Below are 21,405 nucleotides of genomic sequence, written 5' to 3' on the forward strand. Positions count from 1 at the left end.
GCCTGTGCATCTGTCTTGCAGGTATGGTACTTGGAAAACTGTGCTGAACAGTTACACTTTTATATGATCGTTTAGCCTGTATTCTGGTTTTTTTATGAACAGGATGTGTGTGGATTGCTTTTTAACTTTTTCAAGGAGGTTTCTATGTCGAAAAAAAAATGTTTTTCTTATTTTCTGGGGATTCTCCTTGTCATGGGGGGAATGTCATCTGCCCATGCAGAGGCTTTTCAGAAAGAGGTGATCCTCAGCCCCATGCTGGGGGTGCATCACTTCCATCATGATCAGGATCTGGATACGGGTTTCAGCCTTGGGGCAGGTCTGGGGTATCGTTTTGATCCCCGCTGGATGGCGGAAATCATGGTCCATGGTTCAAAAACAGAACATAAGAAAACAGCTGTGGATACCAGGGCATTGCATGTTTCCGCCAATGCTCTGCATATTTTCCGGCCGGACAAGACCTTTCGTCCCTATGGTGCTGCCGGTATGGGGGTTCTTTCCAGAGATCCCGAAGGCGGTAAGGCAGATCGGGATTTTGCCCTGAACGCAGGCGGCGGTTTTTTTGTGGATATCGTAAAGGATCTGGCTTTCCGCATGGATTTTCGGGGGATTCTGCCCCCGGATGGCATGGAGTGGAATCTGGCTGCCCATACCGGTCTTGCATGGACCTTTGGCCGTACGCCTGCTGTAGCTCCCATTCTTACGCCACCGAAACCCCTGGATTCCGATGGCGATGGTGTGCCGGATTACCGGGACCGTTGCCCGGACACACCTCCGGGAGTTCCTGTGGATCAATGGGGATGCCCCATAGACAGTGACGGTGATGGTGTGCCGGATTACCGGGACCGTTGTCCGGACACCCCCCCGGGAGTTCCCGTGGATCAATGGGGATGCCCCCTGGACAGTGATGGGGATGGTGTGCCGGATTATCTGGACCATTGCCCCGGAACCCCTGTCGGTGCAAGGGTTAATGCATTGGGATGCTGGGAGATTCAGGGCCTTACCTTTGGTACGGCAAGCAATGTCATAGAATCGCAATACCATGGCATTCTGGATGAAGTCGTGGCTGTTCTTCGCCGGAATCCGGATTTAAAAATTGAAGTGGCCGGATATACGGACAGTCGTGGTAGTGATGCCTATAACCGTCGCCTTTCCCGGGAGAGGGCCACAGCGGTGCGGGATTATTTTGTCCGAAAAGGGATTGATGGCGCTCGGCTTCGGGTGGTGGGGTATGGACCGGACAACCCCATAGCAGATAATGATACGGCAGAAGGCCGTGCGCGGAACAGGCGGGTGGAGCTGACCCCTGCTCCCTGATTTTTTGAATGATCTTTTCAAGATGCATGTCCCTGTCCGAAAAGGCTTTTAAGCTTTCTGGGCAGGGATTTTTTTGTCTGCACATGCAGCAAGAGAAAAGAGAGGTGTCAGGGCTTTAGGCTTTAGCACTGGCAGGGTTTAAAAAAACCGGATTTGCAGAGCCTGTTTTTTGACAGGGAAAGCCGGGTTTATGGCGATAAAGGAGGAAAAATCTGCCGGATGCGGCAGAGAAGATCATCCATGGAAAGGCCGTCGCAGGTAATTTCCGCATCTGCCCATTTTCTGTAAAGGGGCATGCGTTCGTGGAAAAGTGCTTCAAGGCTCTGGCCCGGCTTTCTCACCACCCCCCTTTCATCGAGATTTCCAAGGCGTTTTGCAAGTTCTGGCAGGGAAAGTGCAAGGTGGAGAATGGGGCCCTGAGAGGCAAGATTTTCCATGGCCTTTTCGCTGTAGATGACACTCCCCCCTGTGGCAATGACGGTGTGGGAAACCTTAAGGGCTGCCACATGACGGGCTTCGATTTCCCTGAAGGCATCAAGGCCCTTTTGTTCTATGATTTCTGAAAGCCTCATTTTTTCATGGGACTGGATGAGAAGGTCTGTATCCATAAAATCCATGCCAAGGATTTTGGCGGCAAGAACCCCCAAGGTGCTTTTGCCTGCTCCGGGCATGCCGGTGAGGGTGAGGGTGGTTTTTTGGGGTTGGGGTGAAGGGGTTGTTTTCATTTTGAAAGCCCTTTTTCTATTGTCCTGACGGAAATTTATTTTCGATAATGATAAAATATAGATTTAAGTTGCTATCAATTCAATCCGATAATAAGAATATTATCAAAGGAATGTTGCTTAAAAAAATGTGATGGATGGCGTTTGATTCCCGATGGTCGGATGGGTTTTAAAAAAGGAGGGTGGAAATGAAAAAAAAGTGGATCGTTTTTGCTGCTGCGTTAGCGTGGATCTTGTTGCCATGTATGGCTTATTCTGATCCGAGCGAAGCTTCTGTGGATGTAGAGGTAAAAGCAAGTGTAGTGCCATTCAGTCTTGGAGCCGTAAAAGATCCTTTGGATTTTGGTGAAATTATACCGGGTGGCGAAGAATTTACTATAAGGATTAACGCAAGAAATGGAACCAGCACAGATTCTTCTGATAGAGTAACAACAGCTATATTTAATTCTTCTAAAGGCTATGTAAGTGGTGTTGAGTCTGGGCTGATTACGGTTAACACCAATTCTGTTGGGGCGTATGAAATTGATTATGGAGGAGCTATAACTTTAGCGCTTTTAACAGATCCAACTACAACAATGGCATTATCTCAAATTGAAGAGAACTCTACTTTAGAAGCAGACATTGTTTTTCCCGACAATGATGATCCGTTTTATATCCATATTGGTGGTCTGCTTACAGTTGCCGCCAACCAGGAACCAGGTGATTATGAAGGAACTGTGACCGTGACAATATCAAGACCGTGAAGTTTTTATTCATACAGAATATCATAATTTTTGCTTTGCTTCTCAGCACTCATGCTGTAGCCATGGGTGCGGAAGCAAGGCTTGAGCATTCTTTTCGTCTGGAAGGTCTTGTTGTTCTTCCTGCGGGCGGGACCCTGATTATGGATGCAAAAAATCCGGGTGCTACGGTACTGATTCCCTCAGGAATTTTTAACATACAGTCTGTGCTTTTTCCCCGCATCCGTATAGTCCCGGACAGGGCAGGGCAGGAGATTAGGCTGTCTTTTTCTCCGGATGAGGTAAAAGATACCAATGGTAATCTTATGTTAAGGGATATGGAAAAATATACCATAACCCGATTTACTGCTTCTGGCACGGAGCCTCATTTTGTGACCATAGGCGGCAAATTAGTATTGAGTTCAGGTGCTGTAGGTGAGTTGACTGGTAGTTTTGTTATCGGTGTTGAATTCATTGATAATCATCCATAAAGGTGATGTATGTTGCGCAATCTGCTTTTTCCCGCTTTTTTTCTGGCAGCCTTTTTTTTCTGCTTACCAGCTCCTTCTTTGGCAACGGGTGCACTGGTAACGCCTTTGCGTTTTGTTCTGGAAGACCGTGAACGTTCTGCCACCATGCGGATTGTTAACACCAATGACAGAAGTGTTTCATATAGAATTGAAACAGTACTTATGGAACAGGACATGAGTGGCCGGACGAGGGAAATAAAAAATCTGGAAGACCATGGGGATCTGTTGAGAATGGTACGTTTTTCTCCTCGGCAGATTCGTCTGGAACCCCATGAAATGCAGGCGGTTCGCATCATGGTAAGAAAGCCTGCTGACCTTCAGGATGGTGAATACAGGGTTCATATGAAAGTATCCCCCTTGCCCGAAACTCCGGACCGGGTACAGATGCCTGGGAAGGATGAACCGGCCAGCTCAACTACCATTACCATTCATACGCTGGTATCGACAATTTTACCCCTGATTATCCGCCACGGAGAAACCAGCGTAAGCCTTGATGCCAGAGGCCTTGAGCTGGAGAGCCTGCCCGGAGACAGAAAAGCCCTGAAAACTCTCCTTATTGCCGAGGGAAACCGATCTGCGTTTATGGATGCCGCTTTTTTCTGGGAAGATACTCTAATTGCGGAAAGAAAAGGATTTGCCATTTATCAACCCAATGGAAAATTGAATATAAGTTTTCCCTTGCAGGAAGATCTTCCCCCTTCCGGCAGCACCCTGCGTCTTGTTCTCCATGACAGGGAAAAGGAAGGGAATCCCCTTTTAAAGGAAATTCCCCTTGTTCTGAACTACTGAAAAATGAACTCTAGGGATTCAAGCACCCCTGCAAAGCATAGCAGCCCTTTGGAGGGTGTTTTTTTCTGTTTTGCCTAGCCCTTGATGTATTAGAGAGCCCTCGCATAGCCTCCCATTTCTGCCACCTTTTCCCTGAACTGCTCCGCATCTTCCATGGCTTTAAAATTCTGAACCAGTGCCCTGAAGGTATTGCCTTCTTTCGCAATGGCCATGGAAAGCTCTTTTCCCATGAGGGAGCGGAACTGTCTTTCAAGGTTGATAATGCCCTTTTCTGCATCTTCAATATTGCCGTAGCTTGCCAGATGCACGGCCCTTTCTTCTCTGTTTAGCGAGTTTAAGACCCTGCCGTATCCGGTTTTTTCTGCCATCATGGCAGCCAGTCTGTCCGCATCTGTCCTGTTTTCAAAATTGCCCAGAATCACCCTGTACCAGAGGCCCTTCTCCCCAAGATCCACGGGCTGAATTTTTGCTCCTTCAAGGTCTTTCAATTCCGGCATCTGTGCTTTGGCCCATTGTATGCCTTTGAGGGCCTTTTCCCTGCTTTTGTAAGAACCCGCATGGACCCCGTAGGAGGAAGTTCTGCCCTTCAGAGGGGTTTTGTGGGGTATCTTGTGGGTGGCAGTGGTTTTTGTTGCTTTGCTGTCTCCGGTTTTAAGTATATGGGCATCATAAAGAACCCTGTCTTCCTTTAGTACAGGCCGCTGTTCAGGAAGGGCCCTTCCCAAAGCACCGGAAACCCACTGACCATTTTGATAAAGCACCGCTTCCGGACCTTCAAAGACAGCTCTTGTTGAATCAGGTCTTTTTTCCTCAGGCATCTCAGTCCACCTGCCATCGCTGAAGAGTACCATTTCATCCCTTGCCAGTACCGATGTCTTTATGCCTGCCCTGTCTTCATCAGCCATTACCATATCAAGGCCGCTTTCTATGCTGCCCGTTTCATCCACGGTGGTGTTCAGGCTTTTGGACATAAAGGTGCCGTCATCCTGGGGCAACAGGGCTTCCACAGTATAATTTCCGGGTTTTACCCGCTCAAAGAGGTAAAAACCATCGTATTCAGAAAGAACCCTGTCCACCACTTCACCGTCCTCATTTTTCAGCAGCACCTCCACCTGCCTGAGGGGGACAGAATCCCCTGAGCTGTTTATACCATAGAGGGTGCCATCAATTTCACCCGTGCGAATGACGGCAAAGGAAAGGGGCCGCACATCTCCCGGCCTTGGGGTGACGGCCTCTCCGGGATGCAGGGGATAAAGGGCCGGGTCTTCAAGGCTTTCTTCTTCAATCACAATATCGGTTTTTCTGTGGGGAGAAAGCTGGAGAAAGGCAATGCCGTCCTTGTCCGTCACTGCCCTGCTCCCCGACTGCACCGCCCGAACCCTTACCCCCGCAAGCCCCTTTTCATTGCCGTCCATAACTCCATTGACATTGCTGTCCTCAAATACCCGTACGGCAGCAAGGCCCTGGGTACTGCTGTTTCTGGGCAGGGGACGAAGGGCTTTTCTGTGGGGATCAGGGCCTAAAGCCATGTTCATGTTCAGGGAAACACTCCAGTCTCCCTTGTCATCGGCGGCAAGCTTTGGACTGATGCTGAGTTTTTCCTTTCGCATATTGAGCTGAATATCTGCTGCCGTTCGCTCTGTTCCCGTAAAGCTTTTATTGAGGCTTCCCTGTATATCGAGGTCTTTTTTCAGATTCCGGTTTGCGGTGAGGCCTGCTCCCGTGAAGCCTTTTTCGTAATCATCCAGACGGTAATCTCCATGGGTGCGGATATGGGTGTTTTTTAACCGGGTGGAGGCACGGATGCTGCCCCGGATGCTTTCCGGGTTTGTGCTGGCACTGTTGTAGTCATGGCTGATTCTGTGGTTCCAGTGAACCCTCCCTGTGCGGAGGCTGTTTAAAAGGCTGATGCGGGATTCGTAGCTGTCCTCCCTGTCCGTGTAGCGGCCGGACAGGGTATAGGGAAGGCGGAAGCCATCCTCTTTGCCAAGGGTTCCAGAAAGGGAAAGGTCTGTGATGCTGCGGACAGGGTTGTTTCGCTGTCTGCCATCCAGCCTGTCCTGAAGCTCAAAGCTGGCCCGGATGCGCTGATCCCTGAGAGCCGTCTGGCTGCCAAGGCGAAGGGCGGACCCGCCTTCCGTATTGTGCACTGCATCCATGCGGAGGGATGCCCCCCTCAGGGCCGTTTCCATACCCGCATGGAGCTGTGTCCGCCTGTTTTCATTGAGGGTATCGCTGATAAAACCTGTGGAAAGGGTGGTCCGTTCCCCAAGGCCGTATTCAAACACCCCGACGGCCACAGCATTTCCCGCATCCGGGTTCCGGGACGGGTTTTCTTCATAACTGACCCTGTCCTGACGGGTGAGGCTTGCGCTGTAGCTCATCTTTCCCTTGGGCAGCATGTCTGTGCCCACCTCAAGCCTTTGGTTTTCTTCCCTGCGCTGGCCTTCGGGACCATAGAAAATCAGTTTGAAATCGTTGATACCGTAGTAGAGGGATACATCGTCAAAAAGATAACGGCCATCTTCACCCACCCTTTGAACATCCATGAGGGCCGTTCCCCGGTAAAGTTCCACCTCCCAGCCCGGTGCCAGATTGCCTTCAAAACGGGTACTGTCAAATTCCCTTTCCCTGTAGAGGGAGCGGTTTTCCAGAAGCAGGCCCTGGGCAGTTGCAGGTCTGCCCAGTATGGGGACGGAAGGTGAGGGCACATCCCCAAGGGCAAAGCGGGTGGCCCCCAGTGGCATAGAGCCTGATGCATCTGTTTTTTCAAAGCGGGCTTCCACCCTCCTTGGGTTATGGCTGTCATCCCCCCTTACATAGAGATGGCTTGTTCCGCCTCCAAGGTTGCCTGCGCCGGAAAGGGTATAGCTTGCCTGTCTTGGATTGTTGCTGCGGCTGTGTTGGGATGCGGAAAGGGAAAGATCCACCACGGGCAGGCTGGCAAAGGGAGGACTCGTTTTTTCTTCCAGCACGGAAGGCCCCACAGATCCCTGAAAAGAGCCAAGCCGGTTCCATCGCTGCTGTCTTTCAATGCGTTCTTGGAAAGGGAAGCTGTCTTTGGGCTGAAGCCTTACGGCCATTTCCCTGTAGCTGAAATCAAAATCAAGGGGCAGCCACTCCTTCAGTACCCTGGCATCCACATGAATATCCTCTTCATTATGGATGATGGCATTGTCCGGGATGGTCAGTGTTCTCCTGCCAAGGGTGATGGCATTATTTTCAAGATTCAGATCAAAATTCTGCCCCAGAACTTCGCCTGTGGCCCTGCCCGTCTGGGGACTGACCCGCAGAGGCACTTCCAGAATGGCAGCCAGCGCCCCAAGGGGCATGAAAAGCTGATCCTTGCTTCCGTAGGCCCCAAGGCCGGAGGCAAGGGTGTAACGATCCCAGGTGGCATTGAGCACAAGAAAGTCAGGCTCTTTTGGTGAAGAAAATCTTTCTTCCGGCGTGGGCATCTGGGACATCCCGTGAAGATGCAGGCCATCAAGGGGAGGCAGGGAAGGGCTGTTTTCATCCATCTGCCCTGAAGATGCCGCACCGCCTTCATGTATAAGGGGAGGGGGGTTTTTAAATTTTTTGGCCCATCCCGAAGCCATAAGGGCTTTTTGATCCCAGAGATGAATGCCTTCCCTGCCAAGCTGGCTGGTAAGGGCGTCAAAGGCATCCCAGCTGATCTTTTCCCCGGCTTCAGCCCTTTTCATGAGGGCATTTCTTTCCATGACCAGAGAAGCCAGTTTTCTGGCAAGGGTGTCATTAACCTGACGGATCTGCTGCCACCTTTGCCACTGGCCTGTGTTTTTAAGGAGCCTGTCTGCGCCTGCCAGAGCGTAGCTGTCCCTGTCCCCCTTACCGGTAATATTGCCGGAGGGGGCGGGTGCTGTGGCTGCAATGACACGCATCGGAGATACCATAAAGCTCCTTTGTTCTGGTCCTTTTAATTACAGAGACTTAAAAGGTCCGATGAAACACTGCACATGGGAATAGCAATATGAGTGCCATGTAATGGGCAGCATGGATTGGTGCTTGAAAACGGTTTTGCTTTGTCAAAAAAAGTAGTGGCTTTCTCTATTTTTGACTTGACCCGTAAGATGGGCGGTTGTATAGAGGCCGAAAATAAAGTGATGACTTATAAAAATTTAGAAAAGACTAAAAAATGATGATTTTAAAGGGTACGCAAAAGCTTGTTTTGGCAGGATTTCTGGTGCTGATGCTCCATACGCCAGTTCCTGCCCAGACGGATGTCAGGCCGCAGGCCGTGATGGAAGATCATGAAAAGGGCATGGAAGCAGAGGCCCGGACCCAGAAGGCCCGTGAGGCATGGGCCAGGGAGCGGCGGGATCTTTTAGCCCGTCTGGAAAGCCTTGAGGAGGAAAACCGGCGTCTGGAAAGGGACCGGGACAGGCTTTCCCGGTCCAGAGACCATCTGGAGCGGGATGTGGCTGCCATTGAGCGGGAGCTGATGGAAGCAAAGAGGCTGGAAGAGGAACTGGACGGCAGGCTGGATGAGGTCTTGCTTCGCCTTGGGGAGAGTATGGCATCGGACATCCCTTTTCTTGAGGATGAGCGGAACCAGAGACTTTCCATGCTCCATGATCTTATGGTGGATCCGGATGCGGGGCTTGCGGAACGCCTTCGCCGCATTATGGAAGCCCTCCGCATAGAAGCGGACTATGGGTTTACGGTGGAGCTTCGCAGGATTCCCCTTGCGCTGGATGGGAATGAGGTCCTGGCTCAGGTGCTGCGTCTTGGTCGGCTGGGGCTTTTTTACCGGACGGGGGACGGCAGGGTTGGTTTTTATGACGCAGGCCAAAAGAGATGGCAGCCCCTGGATGCATCCTGGGATGCCGCCTTTGTCAGGGCCTTTGACGTGGCTACCCGTAAGCGGGCGCCGGAACTGGTGACCCTGCCCGTGGGGAGGATTCTGCCATGAGTAAGATAAAGAAGGGGTCAGCCCCCTTTTATGCGCCGGGGTCGTTTCAGGCTCGGTTTTCCTTTACCCCCGTGCCCTCTCTCCGAGGGAGAGGGGACAAGGACTTATCTCCATTCGGGCTGTTTTTTTGCCTGCTGCTTCTGTTGTTTTTGCTTTTTCCCGTGGCGGCCATTTCTTCGGACATGCGTGCCATATCCGTAAAGGCCAGGGAAGCACGTCTTGCTGCGGAAAGCGAAGCCATAGAAACCAGAAGGGCAATTCTTGCGGACCGGGAGAAGCTTGCTGAGAGAATCGCAGAGCTGACAGCAGCAAAAAACAGGCTGGCGGAGGAAAGGACAGCGCTGGAAAGTTCCGTGGAAGCCCTGATGGAAAAAAGGGAAGCCATGGCCGGAGAGCGGGATCTTACCGTATCTGCCATGAAAGCCGTTTCCGGCACCCTGCGTTCTGCCGCACGGGAGCTGGATGCCATGCTGAGCGAGTCTCCCTTTACGGCCAGCGAACCTGCCCGACTGGAACCGGTGCGCCGTATTCTGGATGCCGGTCGCTTTGCCGGTATGGAAGATTTTGATGTAATTGTGGATGGGTATTTTGGCGAAATGGCAAAAACAGGGGCTGTCCGTCTGGAAAGGGGAGAGATCCTTGGGGCAGACGGACAGATGATGGCCTCGGAAATTCTGAGCATCGGACCCTTTACCGCAGCTTTCCGTGCGGAGGACGGAACCCTTGGCTATCTGCAGTATCTGCCGGAAAACCGCAGGTTTCAGATGCTGGGCCGGGAGCCTTCCCGTTCTGCCCGGAAAAGTCTTGCTGCCTATATGGATGGCAGGAGTGATTCCCTTGCCATGGATATCTCCCAGGGGGCCGCCCTGCAGCAGGTGCTGCACCGGTCCACCCTGAAAAGTCAGGTGGAGAGCGGCGGTTTTCTGGTCTGGCCCATTCTCTTCATTGCCCTTGTGGCACTTCTGGTCACTTTAGAGAGGCTCTGGTTTCTGCACAGGGTTCACACCAATGCGGATAAGGTCATGGGCCGGGTTAACGAGCTGGCTGCGGAAAAAAACTGGGAAGCCTGTGACGCTACGGTGCAGCCCGGAAAGGGTAAGCCCGTGTTCAATATCCTGATTGCCGGTCTGGGAGGACGCAGGGAAGACAGGCAGACACTGGAGAGCATTCTTCAGGAAGCCATTCTGCGGGAGCTCCCCCGTCTGGAACGTTTCCTTCCCATGCTCAATGTCATGGCGGGCATTGCTCCCCTGATCGGCCTGCTGGGGACGGTTACGGGTATGATCCGGACCTTCCATACCATCACGCTCTTTGGCACGGGAGATCCGCGCATGATGTCCGGCGGTATATCCGAGGCCCTTGCCACCACCATGTTCGGTCTGGCCGTGGCCATTCCCATCACCCTGATCCATACCTTCCTCACCCGCAGGGTGGAACATATTGTGGGCGATATGGAGGAAAAGGCCGTGGCCCTTTGCAATATTCTTACCCGTGAACACAGCCTGCCCGCCTGCTGTAAAGGGAGGATACAGGGATGATGGCGGGTTTTCAGGACATCCTGAGCCATCTTTCCGCAGGCGGAGGCATTCTCTGGCCCCTGGCTCTGGTCTGCTTTCTCATGTGGGCGGGAATTTTTGAGAGACTGCTTTTTTTCCGTCGCCTTCTGACAAGGGATCTGCCACCGGATACGGCTGTGGCCATGGCACTGGACAGCACCCGCTCCCTTCCTTTGGGTCAGGGGCTTTCCCTTCGGCTGATTCAGGATTTCAGGAGCCGGAGAAGCGGCATCTGCATGCTGGACAGGAGCATTCTCCGGGAGTGCGGCCTCCGTATCCGGCGGGATCTGAACCGGGGAATCCCCCAGATTCAGGTGCTGGCAGCGGTTTCTCCCCTTTTTGGTCTTTTGGGAACGGTGAAGGGAATGATTGTCACCTTTGATGTCATGGCCCTTGCCGGGACCGGGGATGCCCGTGGCATGGCCGCTGGTATTTCCGAGGCCCTTGTCACTACCCAGTGCGGTCTTATGGTGGCCATTCCCGGCATTATCATGGCCATGTATCTGACAAGGCAGGCCAGAAGGGCCACCTTTCGTCTGGACCGTCTGTACGCCATGCTGGAAAGGCAGCTTCGATGATTAACGTACGTCAGAGCCTCCGGGCCAGAAATCAGGGAAGTGATATCAATATTGCGCCCCTGATCGACCTGATTTTTCTTCTTCTGATTTTTTTTATTGTTACCACAAGTTTTGTAAAGGAAACGGGCATTGATGTGGACCGTCCCACGGCCAGTACCGGTGACCTGAAAGAGCAGGGCAGTATTCTCATCGGCGTGGATGCCGCAGGCGGAATTTTCATGGACAAGGAAGCCATAGACATGCGGAGTGTTCGGGCCCGGGTGGAAAGGGCGCTGGCAGAGATGCCGGAAGCTTCCGTGGTCATTGTGGCGGATAAAAAAACGGACACGGGGATTGTGGTGGAAATTCTGGACCACTGCCGGTTGGCCCGGGCAAAGGATGTGAGCATTGCCACCAAAAGCCCATAACAGCGGAGGAAAAGCACAAAAGGGGGCAGACCCCTTTTTCATTGTAGCTGCCATGGGGCTGGCCCTCCTTGTTACTTTAGGGATTTTTGCCATGGTTCCATGGATGATCGGTCCGCCACCGAGTGCATCGGATCTGGACCGCATGGTGTCTGTGCAGCTGAAAGACCTGCGTCCGCCTGAGCCTGAACCTGAGCCTGAGCCGCTCAAACCTCCGGAAGAAAAGCCTCCGGAACCCGATGTGCCCATGGAGCAGATCATGCAGCGGCCCCTGCCTGAGGTACCGCAGATGGAACCCATTCCCTTTACTCCGGATCTCAGTCTTTCTGCCGTAGCAGGGCCTGCCATTGCACCGCCGCCGCCTGCCGGTCCCATGACCTTTGAAGCCGGGGAGGTGGATGTTGCGCCAAGGACCATGGTGCAGACGCCTCCGGTTTATCCATTCCGGGCCCGGCGCATGGGCATTGAGGGCTGGGTACGGGTACGGTTTCTCGTGGGTACGGATGGTGTACCCCGGAATATTCATGTGCTTGAAGCCGATCCTGAAGGGGTTTTTGAGGATGCGGTCATTCAGGCCATATCCAACTGGCGCTTTGAAGCCGCCGTGCTGGAAGGCCGCAGGGTGGCCTCATGGGTGGTGACGCCAGTTCGTTTTCAGCTGGGAGGGAATTAAGATGAAAAAAGCAAAAGAAGCAAAGGGGGTCAAACCCCTTTTATGCCCACAAAAGGGGTCTGACCCCTTTTGCTATCTCCTGATTCTGTTTTTTTTGATCTTTGGCCTGCAGGGCCTTGCTGACGCATCTTCGGAAATGCCCCTGCCCCGTTCTCTCCAGCAGGTACTGGCAGATGCGGGGCAGGATATGGGAGAAGGGCGGTCTGGGGAAGCCCTTGCAAAGCTGGAAACTTTTTACGAAAAAAATCCGGAAATGGAGCATCCTCTCCTTTTCTTCTGGCTGGGCAATGTGAGACTGCAGATGGAGGACAGTGCTGCTGCCCTCATCGCTTACAGGAAGGCGGTGAAACTGGCCCCTGAAGACAGCCGGATCTGGCAGAATCTTGCCATTGCAGCCCATGATACAAAGGCCTATGGCGAAGCGGCCCATGCCATGGAAAGGGCATGGGAAACCTGCAGGGAGAAAAATGGCGCCCTTTTATACCACAGTGGCCTTTTCCATCTGATGGATAAGAATGCTACTGCGGCCTGGCAGCGTCTGGATCGTCTCATGCAGCTTGATGCCAGCCCGAGGGTGGAGTGGGTCCGTGCCCATGCCCAGGCGGCCATGGAAACGGGCAATGAAAAAAAATCCATCGCCCTTCTGGAGACGGTACTGGACCGGGAACCTGAAAACAGGGGAATGTGGGAGCTGGCCACCCACATGTATCTCCGGATGAAAGACTATGGAAAAGCCATCGCAGCACTGGAAATCCGACTGGCTCTGGAGGCAGATCCAAAGGCATCGGATTTCCGTTTACTGGGGGATCTCTATGCCAATGTGAACCTTCCGGCCCGGGCAGCCGCAGCCTATGCCACTGCGCAGGAAAAGGGCGACGGGTGTCCAGGGCTTCTTGTGCGGGAAGTGCAGATGCTGCAGGCGGCCCAGATGAATGAAAAAGCACTGCAGCGCATTGAGGAGGCCGGCAGGCAGGGCAGGGATCCGGCCCTTTTTGAGCTGGCCATGGCCATTCACATGGGAGAAAACCGTTACAGGGAAGCCATGGATGCGGGGGAACGCTACCTGCACGGGCATAAGGGACAGGGCCACAACAGCCGTATGCTGCTGACCCTCGGCTATTGCGCCTATAAGGCCGGAGAGCCGGAAAAGGCCAGAAAGTTTTTAGAGCGTATTCCACAAAGGGATAAGAAGGCCCGCAAGGAGGCTGGACGGCTGCTGGCTTACCTCAATACCCTTCAGGAAGAACCGCCGATGTAGGGTGTGTTTGGCGGAAGCAACTGCAGAGCTGATGTATGACTGTCTGGCAGCATCCTGCTGGCTGTCCGTAATAGACAAAGGCCCTGTCCGATGGGGCAGGGCCTTTGTAATCAGAGCTTGTCAATTATGGAAATTCGTAATGGAATTTTACCGGGCAGTTAACGTGTTCGAAACCATTGCCTGCACCGCGCCATCCATCGTCGATCAGATGCCGAAAAAGAGACTCTGTTTTTCTACCTTCTGCTGTGGGTTCGTTGCGGATTCTGTCCTGTTATGGGCCAGGCAGCCTGGGCATCAAGGCCACCATAGGCGCTTAAATCAACTGCATCGATGGAGTGGGATGTTGAGGAGCGGCTTATACAGAAAATTGCCAGACCCTCATAGTTCATATTAAGACAGTCGCCCAGCATGCCCTGTTGCGTGGCAAGAATCTGCTCAGGTTCAATATCCGGGAAATAACTCAGAAGGATGGATTTGGACGCTTCATCTATCACCCAGGCATTGGTGGCATCCTGTACATCACCCAGTACAACAAGCAGTCTGTTGTTTTCTAAAACCGCGATGGAGGCCCGGCGGGCTTCCGTCTGGTCAATGCTGTCGCCTGCAGGTAATGGCATCTGCCATAGGGTCTGGCCTGTTGCAGTATCAACTGCAAAAAGCGTTGTTCCCATAACAAGGTAAAGGGAGTCTTTTCTGATTACAACTCCCCTGCTATTAATTCTTGCATATGGAATATTGCCGGTCCAGGTCCATAAAACTTCACCGTTAATATGAGATACCTTATGCAGACGATGACGGCCACGTTCTGCATTTTTATCACCCCACCCGGTTACGACTGCTCCGCCAATAATATAAAGATCATTGTTCAGGTCATAAGCAATCGGTGCCTGGAAGCCATCAGTGGATCTCCAGCGGCTGATATACTGCGGATCATCATAATTGGTACCACTGAAACGATTGTCCCATTCCATTAAACCATCCTGAATCAGCTTCATGCTCATTTTTTCACGGGAATCTGGAAGGGGGTGGCCAGGAAAGGTGAAACCATAAATGCCTCCACTGGGAGAAGCGGCTATGTAAGAGAGGTCGTTTCCAGTAAAGAAGTCTGTTTTTTGACTGTCTCCCGGATTTTTGCCATCATACACCCACTGCTCAATACCATTTTCAAATACCATCAGCAAAGGATCATCACTATGCCTTGTACGTTTTGCAATCATTGCAACCTTGCCATCGGGCATAATGGCAGGTTCAGACCGATGCCGGTAAAGACTTGCATTCTCCCATATTACATCGCCATCAATGGCACTGAGTGCTCCAAGCCATCCTCTGGTGTTTTGGTCTGTACTGGAACGATGCTGAGCCAGAACCGAGCCGTCAGGCAATACGCCAAGATAGTCAATATCAACAATAGAAGTTGTGATATCCCGGTTGCTGAGTTCTGTAAGATCGAAACGCCACTGTTCTTCACCATCAGAGATATTAACAGCAACGACAAGACCATCCCACAGATCTCCAATAAATAATCCGCCATCAGAGCTGAGAGCTGTTTGGGGCATGGGGCGGTTTATGGTGGGCCACGCATAACTCCATACACGGCCTCCCATTTTTGAAGTGGTAAAATACCAGTGGGCATCATCATAGGCCCCAACCGCACGAGTTAATATGTCGTTTCCTGAACGAACCTGTAAAAACCAGAAATATTTGGTCTCTTCATCCAGTGCTTCAGAAGGTATCCATTTTGTCTCTGTTAAGCCTGTGGCCACTTTTTTGTAATTAGTCAGTGGATTGCTTATTCTGCAGTGGCCATCAATAGAATCATTCGTATCCGGTGCGGCGCACAGATAAATGTCATACTCGACAGCATTTCCATCTGCGTGTTCACAAGCACTCCATTCAAAAACAGGTGTCAGTGATACACTTTGTTGTCCGAACAGCGGTGATACAGGAAGCGCTGTGGAACAGCTTATTGGGTTTGGCAGCTCGGTGAAGTTAACAGTTAAATAGCATGTCTCAGTAACCGGGGCCGTGGTAAACACCTGCCCTTCAAGGGTTCCACCACAACCGCTTGCATTTTCAATTCTGTAGCCCGTATTCGCTGTGATGGTAAAAACAGCTTTTTCTCCTGTATTAATTCGATAAACTCCGCTACTAATTTGATCATAAGGACCACTAACTGTACCACCTCCAACCGGAGATCTTGTTACAATGACTCCAAGCTGTTCCCCTCCTCCGGTATCACCTCCACCCGGATCAGGACTGCCTGAAGAACTGCTGCTGTTGCATCCCGCAACCACAAAAAGTGCCAGAAATAAAAAAATCAGCAAACGTTTCATACTGCCTCCAGTCAAAATCTTTAAGTCAGTTTTTAAAACAACGTCCCTTGAAAGTGTTTTTGATGCTGTTTACTGCTTACAAAATAAACTGAATTTCCTGTTGCTGAGATGAAGTATTAGGCCAAAACAGCTTTCAGGGCATCTGACATATTTCTGACTCAATATCCGGGGAAATGAAGGTTTAAAAAAATCAGCCCTTTGATACCCGGAGGAGGTTCACAATATCTTGCAGGCATCTTGATGTTTTGTATTAAAATATCAGAGGTATGGTGTTTTGTTGGCAAGGGGACAGGAGGACTTTATGTACAATCCATAAGAATTCTGCGGGCTGCAGCAATGCGTTTTCCAAGGATGGCTGCCCCTTCAATTCCAAGAATTTCTCCGCTGTAATCTCCCCTGTCCAGGGCAGCGGCCTGGGCTGCATGGGCCTCGGCCATCCATGGATAGCCTGAGGATCTGCTTTTTTCCGCTGCATCCACTTCTTCAAGAAAAGCAAAGGCATCCACATCAAGGGGGCTCAGGGAAAGGATTCCGTTGCTGAGTACAAGGCTGCTAACCGCAGCTTTTCCCAGTTTTTCCGAAAGGAGCTTTCTGAGACGCAGCAGGGCGGTATCCAGGGATGTCCGGGCAGATTCCGCCATCACATGGGGCCAGAGTTTTTCCTGAATCGTGGAGACGGCCACGCTGTGGCCCGGAGCAAGGATGAGCAGTCCGAGAAGACTGCGGTGAAGGGGAGAAAAATCCGATGCAGTCATGCATTTTTCACCGTAGCAGAGTGTGAAACTTCCCATCAGGCGTATTTTCATCAGGGGAGCTGCTTTATTTTTGGCATCAAAGGCCATGCCCAGTACTTCTTTAGCCAGAATGGCTGTTCTTTGTCTCAGGATGCCCTGTTCCATGGCCAGCTCCAGAAGTTCCGGCAACCAGCAGGGGGTAAAAATAAAGTGGGGTGCATTCCGAATTTCCGACAGTTTCAGGGCTTCTTCAAGATGAAGGCATGCTTTGTCCTTTCTTCCTTTGCGCAAATGCAGGAGACTCAGCATCCAGAAGGCCCCTTCCCGGAGGCAGACTTCTTCTGGTACGAGCCTTTGTTTAAGAATCCTGTGCAGCCTGCCCAGGGCATCTTCTTCTCTGCCGCAAAGTACGGAGACGGTTCCGGTCATAAGAAGATTCATCATTTGAAAAAAGGCATTGCCACCTTCTGTCTGGGCTTTTTCCGAAAGCGCCGCCACTCTGAGGGCCTCTTCCTTTTTTCCGCCAAGGGCGAGGGCCCATGCCCTGTACTGGAGAAATTCTCCCCCCAGGGAGGCTTGCCCTGCCATACGGGGATCCTGCAGCCTTACGGCAGCCAGTGCTTCTGCCTGATCATAAAGTCCTTTTTGTACAAGGAAGCTGATTTCCCGGATACGGATGAAGGGTACTGCCAGCGTCTGCTCCAGAAGGGGAGGGGGCATGCGGAGAATATGGCTGCTTTCCCGGGCAAAGGCTGCTTCCATACCACAGAGTCCAAGGGTATTGGCCCTTGCAAATCGCAGGGAGAAGGCACTCCAGGTGGAAATTCCCGGATCAGCCAGAAGGGCATGTCCCCTTTCGGAGATATCAAGGGCGGTTCTGTGTCTTCCGGTCATGGCTTCGCCATGGGTAAGGATGGCGGTGAGTTCGGCTTCTATGGAGACAAGGGAGGCTGGCAGTTTCCGGTCAAGGACAGGGGCTACCTTTTCCTGAACCATTTTTCGTGAAAAGGCATGGAGGATGGCAAACTGCCCCCATCCCAGTGCCACAAGGAGATGATCCACTTCTGACAGACAGAGGTCCGGATGCCTCAGAAGTTCCTTCATGCGGAGAAAAAGTTTGTCTGGATGGTCATAAAGGGGATCACCGAAAAGGCGTTTTCGTATCATGAGTATCAGTGTCCGCAGCTCTCCTGTGGGGTGCTCTTTGTCGGCAAAGCCCTTTTCTGATGTATGAAGAAGTCGCGCCGTTGTTTCAGGGGGGGATTCCGCCATGGAGAAAAAAGCCAGCGCCAGCGCCAGTGTGGGGTATTCTTCGGATGTTTCAAATGCGGCCAGATGGGATGCAATGCGGGCATCCTGCCGCAGCTCCATAAATCTTTGGAAGCAGGTGTCCATAAGTCGTTCAGCACCTTCTCCATCCCCTGTCAGGGTAAAACATCTCAATGCTTCGGTAAGAAGCCCTTTTTCTTCATGCCAGCGGGCCATGGCCGCAAAAAAACTTCTTCGGATGCCAAGAGGTTCTTCAAGGTCTCTTTTATTCTGAAGAAAATCCCGGATAAGATGGTGAAAGGCGCAGGTGTCCGTTCCCGTTTGCTGCAGCAGAAGGCCTTCTTCTCCAAGTTCTTGAAAGATGGCAGGAAATTCATTGTCCGGAGCCAGTTCTTCAACCATGGCAAGGGGGATACGTTCTAAAGCACTGAGGCAGAGGACAAAACTTCTGCGCAGGCCCGTGAGACGGCCAAGGAAGGTGTCGTGGAAAAAACGCTGAAGATCGGTATCCCGAAAGATTTCTTCCCTGAGAAAAGGGCTGCCTTTGACCCTCTGCCGTGCAGAGGCAACGGCCATGGCCCATCCCCGGGTGGTTTTAAAGATATGCTCAGCGGTTTCCGGAGTGATGGGGATGCCGTAAACATTTTTGTAGAGTCTGTGTATTTCGCTCTGGGCCATGGAAAGCCGGTCCATGGAAAGCCGTGGAAAATCTCCTGCATCAAGTCCTGCGGCCAGAGGTTCCGGAAGGGTGCGGGAAAGCCAGAGCAGCCGGATATGCCGGGGTCTCTGTGCAGCCATGGCTTCCAAAAGGGGCTGGCTGGCGGCATGGGCAGCAAGGTGCAGGTCATCCAGCACAATGAGGATATCCGGGGTGTGGCGGGTAAGGGCGGCATAATAGGAAAGGGCAAATTTTTCTGGCCCCTGCAGCATCAGTTCGGCTCTCTGGGCCCGTGTGCGCAGCCCTTCGTCCTGCCAGTCCCTGAGGGTGGCATGGGTGGCAAGGAGAAGATCGGTGGCCAGCACCGAAGGATCTGCATCCTCAGAATCGCAGGAAAGCCAGATAACGGGATCCGCATTGGCAATCTGGGCGGCAAAGGTGGTTTTTCCCTGACCTGCCGGAGCCACAGCCGCAAGTCTTCCGGTTTCCTGAAGTACAGAACGGCCAAAATAAACCAGATCTTTTCTGAAAAGATACTGGTCCTGCCTGAGAACGGGAGGGGTGAACCGGCCTGATTCCATCGGGACAATACTCCGGACAGTCATGATTCGGGGAAGCCTCCGGAAAAGTTATTTTGTTGTTTAGCAAGTCATTTGCAGGATTCTGATTTTATCGTGTGGAGGTTTGTGTCACTTGAAAACTGACTGAAAGCTTACTCGAAATGGGGTGACATGTAAAATCAATATGTTGAATTGGGGGGAGAAGGGGGCATGAACAGCAGGAAACACCATCGGATTAAAGAAGAAACAGCGATGGGTGTTTCCTGTGTTTTTTTATTTCCAGGTAATGGCCGCAGCCTCTCTGGGCGGGATGCGGTGATATCTGAAGCGGGGAGTTCCCACAAGTACGGCCCCATGGTTGTTGACACCCTTGGGCAGTGCCAGTGCTTCTTTCAGCGGGGGCCAGAAGGTGGCAGCGATGTTGAAGAATCCGGCCCAGCAGGTCCCAAGGCCCATGGAAGGTGCTGCCACTTCCAGATAGGCAAGGGCGGTGGCACAGTCGATGGCCGCTGTGGGGGCGGCCTTGTGGGCGCAGGCAATGACAATATGGGGGGCATCCCTGCAGATCACGTCCAGCCCCAGATCAAAACCGGCAACGGTTTCTTCCAGATGAAAGGCCTTGGCCATGGCGGGCTGTTCCTTGATCATGTAGCGCATCCAGTCTGCGACCATGGCGGTGAGGCGACGGACCTCATCCGTATCATAAATGACCTGCCATTGAACGCAGCGGCTGTTATGGCCCGTGGGCGCACAACTGGCCGTCTGAAGCAGCTCTTCCAGACGGGCTTTGTCCACGCTTTCTTTTTTGTAGTTACGGATGGACCGGCGGGTGGCCAGCAGATGTTTTGTGGCTTTTTCACCGGGAAGCAGCTCCCTGTCCACGGGAATGCAGTCTTCGGGCGCCAGAAAATTCAGGCGGATGGCGGCTGTCGGGCATACGGAGACACAGTGACCGCAGCGGATGCACAGGGCTTCCCCCCCCGGCACCAGTGCGGGCATTTCTCCTTTTTTGGGAAAGCCCAGGATTTTAACGGGGCATTCTGCGGCGCAGATGCCGTCTTTGTTGCAGAGATCCGGATCAATGGTGACAAAAGCAGTGCTCATGGTTTTCCTTTCCAGTGGTTTCGGGAACAGAAGGAAGGATTTTAAAAGCCAACCTTAATTGAATATGTATATAATATGGTTTTTTCACATAGGCAAATCTGATTACTACCCTGACTCAGCCACAGCTTGCTGGTCTGGTTGTTGTCAGGCCCATGGTAGCGAGCTTTAATGCGGGCAGGCGCAAGGCCTGCCCTTAACGCTTGGTTTTTACGGCCCTGTTTTTTGTAGGGGCACCCTTTACGGGTGCCCGCAAACAAGCGTAAAATCTGGTCATATAATTTCTATGATTAAGGTTCATATGGCTAAAAGACAGTGGTAATCACATAGGCAAATAAAGGCTTTTAATGCTGACCTTTAAAGATCGCAGGCATCAGGAGATACGCTGCTGCATTTTCCTTTTCATATCATGGAAAATATAGGCCATCATGCCCAGAATAAAGGTGCTGCCCGGTGTAAAGGTACAGATGGCCCTGTATCCGAACAGGCATTCTTTGGATGCCTCGGCGCGGGGAATCAGGGTGAGGACGGCAAGGATTCCGCAGAGGACAGCGGCAAGGGTAAAAAGACGGGGGATCATGGGGGTCTCCTTTTAATCTCTCAAGGTTGCCGTAAGACGTAAGGGATGCAGAAGCAGGTCCAGGGCATCGCAGATATGGGTACTTGTGAGGTCTGCATGCAGCAGGGCCTGACTGCTTGCCCCTTCCTTCATCAAAATGGCGATGCCGATACGGGCGGTCTGCAGCATGGCAGCGTCATTGCGGCCGTTGCCCATGGCAATGACGCTGTCCTTTCCAAGACTTTCCACATACTCTTTTTTGGCCTGCCCCTGATTTCCCGGCGGGATGGGAACAATGCTGAGGGGCAGGCCATCAAGGGCCTTTTCCACAGAACCGAAGGTGTCTGCGGTGACCACATGGATTCTGATGCTTTCGGAGAGCTGTTGCAGGCGTTCTTTTACGCCGTTGAGGAGTTTTCCATCCTGGGCCAGCGTACCATTATAATCAAGGACAAGGTGAAAGGCTTTTACTTTTCCAAAGCCTGGGATATCAATGGTAAACATTTTTTTCCTTGAAGGCACAAAGGCCTTTTTAAAGTTGTGAAGTTTTTAAGGTTATTAAGGGCCTGTAAAATAATAACAGGGCTATTTTACCTGGGTTTTGGAATAATTGAATATAAATAATTGGCCATGTTATTGTATTACAGGCCTTAAGGTCATTAAAGTCCTTAGGGTCCTTAAAGACCTTAAAGACCTTAAAGACCTTAGATCTTAG

Annotated in this window: 18 protein-coding genes; 11 read left to right on the forward strand and 7 right to left on the reverse strand. The window is 52.0% G+C overall.

Annotated features, from left to right (window positions below; genetic code table 11):
• Positions 1–144: 144 nt before the first annotated feature.
• The gene (locus LZ24_RS17780) at positions 145–1,314 is read left to right on the forward strand and encodes an OmpA family protein (protein WP_144681962.1); all 1,170 of its coding nucleotides are present in this window, start codon (positions 145–147) and stop codon (positions 1,312–1,314) included.
• A gap of 188 nt (positions 1,315–1,502) precedes the next feature.
• Here LZ24_RS17780 and LZ24_RS02420 read toward each other — a convergent pair whose 3' ends face one another.
• Complete coding sequence (locus LZ24_RS02420; RefSeq protein ID WP_222427502.1) at positions 1,503–2,039, reverse strand: shikimate kinase; 537 nt, start codon at positions 2,037–2,039, stop codon at positions 1,503–1,505.
• Between the two features lie 185 nt (positions 2,040–2,224).
• Here LZ24_RS02420 and LZ24_RS02425 point away from each other — a divergent pair, with 185 nt between their 5' ends.
• The 3 genes from LZ24_RS02425 to LZ24_RS02435 all read left to right on the forward strand — a co-directional run bounded on the left by LZ24_RS02425 (position 2,225) and on the right by LZ24_RS02435 (position 4,074).
• Positions 2,225–2,779, forward strand: coding sequence for a DUF4402 domain-containing protein (locus LZ24_RS02425; protein WP_144681964.1), 555 nt, complete (start codon positions 2,225–2,227; stop codon positions 2,777–2,779).
• Positions 2,780–2,841: 62 nt separating this feature from the next.
• Positions 2,842–3,246: a hypothetical protein gene (locus LZ24_RS02430; protein WP_186442886.1), complete on the forward strand. Its 405-nt coding sequence runs from the start codon at positions 2,842–2,844 to the stop codon at positions 3,244–3,246.
• Positions 3,247–3,255: 9 nt separating this feature from the next.
• On the forward strand, positions 3,256–4,074 hold the full coding sequence (locus tag LZ24_RS02435) for a fimbrial biogenesis chaperone (RefSeq protein WP_144681968.1): 819 nt from the start codon (positions 3,256–3,258) through the stop codon (positions 4,072–4,074).
• Positions 4,075–4,163: 89 nt separating this feature from the next.
• Here LZ24_RS02435 and LZ24_RS02440 read toward each other — a convergent pair whose 3' ends face one another.
• Complete coding sequence (locus tag LZ24_RS02440; protein ID WP_144681970.1) at positions 4,164–7,988, reverse strand: SPOR domain-containing protein; 3,825 nt, start codon at positions 7,986–7,988, stop codon at positions 4,164–4,166.
• 105 nt (positions 7,989–8,093) lie between these two features.
• Between LZ24_RS02440 and LZ24_RS17085 the strand changes: the two genes are divergently transcribed.
• The 7 genes from LZ24_RS17085 (at position 8,094) to LZ24_RS02470 (ending at position 13,476) form a co-directional block, all read left to right on the forward strand.
• Positions 8,094–8,234 carry a hypothetical protein gene (locus LZ24_RS17085; RefSeq protein ID WP_222427503.1) on the forward strand — a complete coding sequence of 47 codons (141 nt, stop codon included), beginning with the start codon at positions 8,094–8,096 and terminating at the stop codon, positions 8,232–8,234.
• A complete protein-coding gene (locus LZ24_RS02445; protein WP_144681972.1) occupies positions 8,231–9,007 on the forward strand; it encodes a DUF3450 domain-containing protein in 777 nt (258 codons plus the stop codon). Before LZ24_RS17085 ends, LZ24_RS02445 begins: the two co-directional genes overlap by 4 nt.
• A 143-nt stretch (positions 9,008–9,150) precedes the next feature.
• Positions 9,151–10,545, forward strand: a complete 1,395-nt coding sequence (locus tag LZ24_RS02450) for a MotA/TolQ/ExbB proton channel family protein (protein WP_186442888.1) — start codon at positions 9,151–9,153, stop codon at positions 10,543–10,545.
• A complete protein-coding gene (locus LZ24_RS02455) occupies positions 10,542–11,141 on the forward strand; it encodes a MotA/TolQ/ExbB proton channel family protein (protein ID WP_144681976.1) in 600 nt (199 codons plus the stop codon). The genes LZ24_RS02450 and LZ24_RS02455 overlap by 4 nt, the downstream gene beginning before the upstream one ends.
• Positions 11,138–11,548, forward strand: coding sequence for an ExbD/TolR family protein (locus tag LZ24_RS02460; RefSeq protein ID WP_139449592.1), 411 nt, complete (start codon positions 11,138–11,140; stop codon positions 11,546–11,548). The genes LZ24_RS02455 and LZ24_RS02460 overlap by 4 nt, the downstream gene beginning before the upstream one ends.
• Positions 11,529–12,218: an energy transducer TonB gene (locus tag LZ24_RS02465; RefSeq protein ID WP_144681978.1), complete on the forward strand. Its 690-nt coding sequence runs from the start codon at positions 11,529–11,531 to the stop codon at positions 12,216–12,218. Before LZ24_RS02460 ends, LZ24_RS02465 begins: the two co-directional genes overlap by 20 nt.
• A gap of 1 nt (position 12,219) precedes the next feature.
• Positions 12,220–13,476, forward strand: coding sequence for a tetratricopeptide repeat protein (locus LZ24_RS02470; RefSeq protein ID WP_144681980.1), 1,257 nt, complete (start codon positions 12,220–12,222; stop codon positions 13,474–13,476).
• 233 nt (positions 13,477–13,709) lie between these two features.
• Here LZ24_RS02470 and LZ24_RS02475 read toward each other — a convergent pair whose 3' ends face one another.
• The 5 genes from LZ24_RS02475 to LZ24_RS02495 form a co-directional block, all read right to left on the reverse strand.
• Positions 13,710–15,809, reverse strand: coding sequence for an outer membrane protein assembly factor BamB family protein (locus tag LZ24_RS02475; protein ID WP_144681982.1), 2,100 nt, complete (start codon positions 15,807–15,809; stop codon positions 13,710–13,712).
• A 299-nt stretch (positions 15,810–16,108) separates the two neighbouring features.
• Positions 16,109–19,051 carry a hypothetical protein gene (locus LZ24_RS02480; RefSeq protein ID WP_186442889.1) on the reverse strand — a complete coding sequence of 981 codons (2,943 nt, stop codon included), beginning with the start codon at positions 19,049–19,051 and terminating at the stop codon, positions 16,109–16,111.
• 252 nt (positions 19,052–19,303) lie between these two features.
• Complete coding sequence (locus LZ24_RS02485; RefSeq protein ID WP_144681986.1) at positions 19,304–20,134, reverse strand: nitroreductase family protein; 831 nt, start codon at positions 20,132–20,134, stop codon at positions 19,304–19,306.
• 370 nt (positions 20,135–20,504) lie between these two features.
• The gene (locus LZ24_RS02490) at positions 20,505–20,711 is read right to left on the reverse strand and encodes a hypothetical protein (protein WP_144681988.1); all 207 of its coding nucleotides are present in this window, start codon (positions 20,709–20,711) and stop codon (positions 20,505–20,507) included.
• Positions 20,712–20,723: 12 nt separating this feature from the next.
• Positions 20,724–21,194: an HAD family hydrolase gene (locus tag LZ24_RS02495; protein ID WP_144681990.1), complete on the reverse strand. Its 471-nt coding sequence runs from the start codon at positions 21,192–21,194 to the stop codon at positions 20,724–20,726.
• Between the last annotated feature and the right edge of the window lie 211 nt (positions 21,195–21,405).

The sequence above is a fragment of the Desulfobotulus alkaliphilus genome, from assembly GCF_007830435.1.
GTDB classification, from domain to species: domain Bacteria; phylum Desulfobacterota; class Desulfobacteria; order Desulfobacterales; family ASO4-4; genus Desulfobotulus; species Desulfobotulus alkaliphilus.

Bases quoted from the DNA above. Each gene is read 5' to 3' on its own strand.
- LZ24_RS17780 (WP_144681962.1), top strand. From the start codon at position 145: ATGTCGAAAAAAAAATGTTTTTCTTATTTTCTGGGGATTCTCCTTGTC.
- LZ24_RS02420 (WP_222427502.1), bottom strand. From the start codon at position 2,039: ATGAAAACAACCCCTTCACCCCAACCCCAAAAAACCACCCTCACCCTC.
- LZ24_RS02425 (WP_144681964.1), top strand. From the start codon at position 2,225: ATGAAAAAAAAGTGGATCGTTTTTGCTGCTGCGTTAGCGTGGATCTTG.
- LZ24_RS02430 (WP_186442886.1), top strand. From the start codon at position 2,842: ATGGGTGCGGAAGCAAGGCTTGAGCATTCTTTTCGTCTGGAAGGTCTT.
- LZ24_RS02435 (WP_144681968.1), top strand. From the start codon at position 3,256: ATGTTGCGCAATCTGCTTTTTCCCGCTTTTTTTCTGGCAGCCTTTTTT.
- LZ24_RS02440 (WP_144681970.1), bottom strand. From the start codon at position 7,988: ATGGTATCTCCGATGCGTGTCATTGCAGCCACAGCACCCGCCCCCTCC.
- LZ24_RS02445 (WP_144681972.1), top strand. From the start codon at position 8,231: ATGATGATTTTAAAGGGTACGCAAAAGCTTGTTTTGGCAGGATTTCTG.
- LZ24_RS02455 (WP_144681976.1), top strand. From the start codon at position 10,542: ATGATGGCGGGTTTTCAGGACATCCTGAGCCATCTTTCCGCAGGCGGA.
- LZ24_RS02460 (WP_139449592.1), top strand. From the start codon at position 11,138: ATGATTAACGTACGTCAGAGCCTCCGGGCCAGAAATCAGGGAAGTGAT.
- LZ24_RS02470 (WP_144681980.1), top strand. From the start codon at position 12,220: ATGAAAAAAGCAAAAGAAGCAAAGGGGGTCAAACCCCTTTTATGCCCA.
- LZ24_RS02475 (WP_144681982.1), bottom strand. From the start codon at position 15,809: ATGAAACGTTTGCTGATTTTTTTATTTCTGGCACTTTTTGTGGTTGCG.
- LZ24_RS02480 (WP_186442889.1), bottom strand. From the start codon at position 19,051: ATGGAATCAGGCCGGTTCACCCCTCCCGTTCTCAGGCAGGACCAGTAT.
- LZ24_RS02485 (WP_144681986.1), bottom strand. From the start codon at position 20,134: ATGAGCACTGCTTTTGTCACCATTGATCCGGATCTCTGCAACAAAGAC.
- LZ24_RS02490 (WP_144681988.1), bottom strand. From the start codon at position 20,711: ATGATCCCCCGTCTTTTTACCCTTGCCGCTGTCCTCTGCGGAATCCTT.
- LZ24_RS02495 (WP_144681990.1), bottom strand. From the start codon at position 21,194: ATGTTTACCATTGATATCCCAGGCTTTGGAAAAGTAAAAGCCTTTCAC.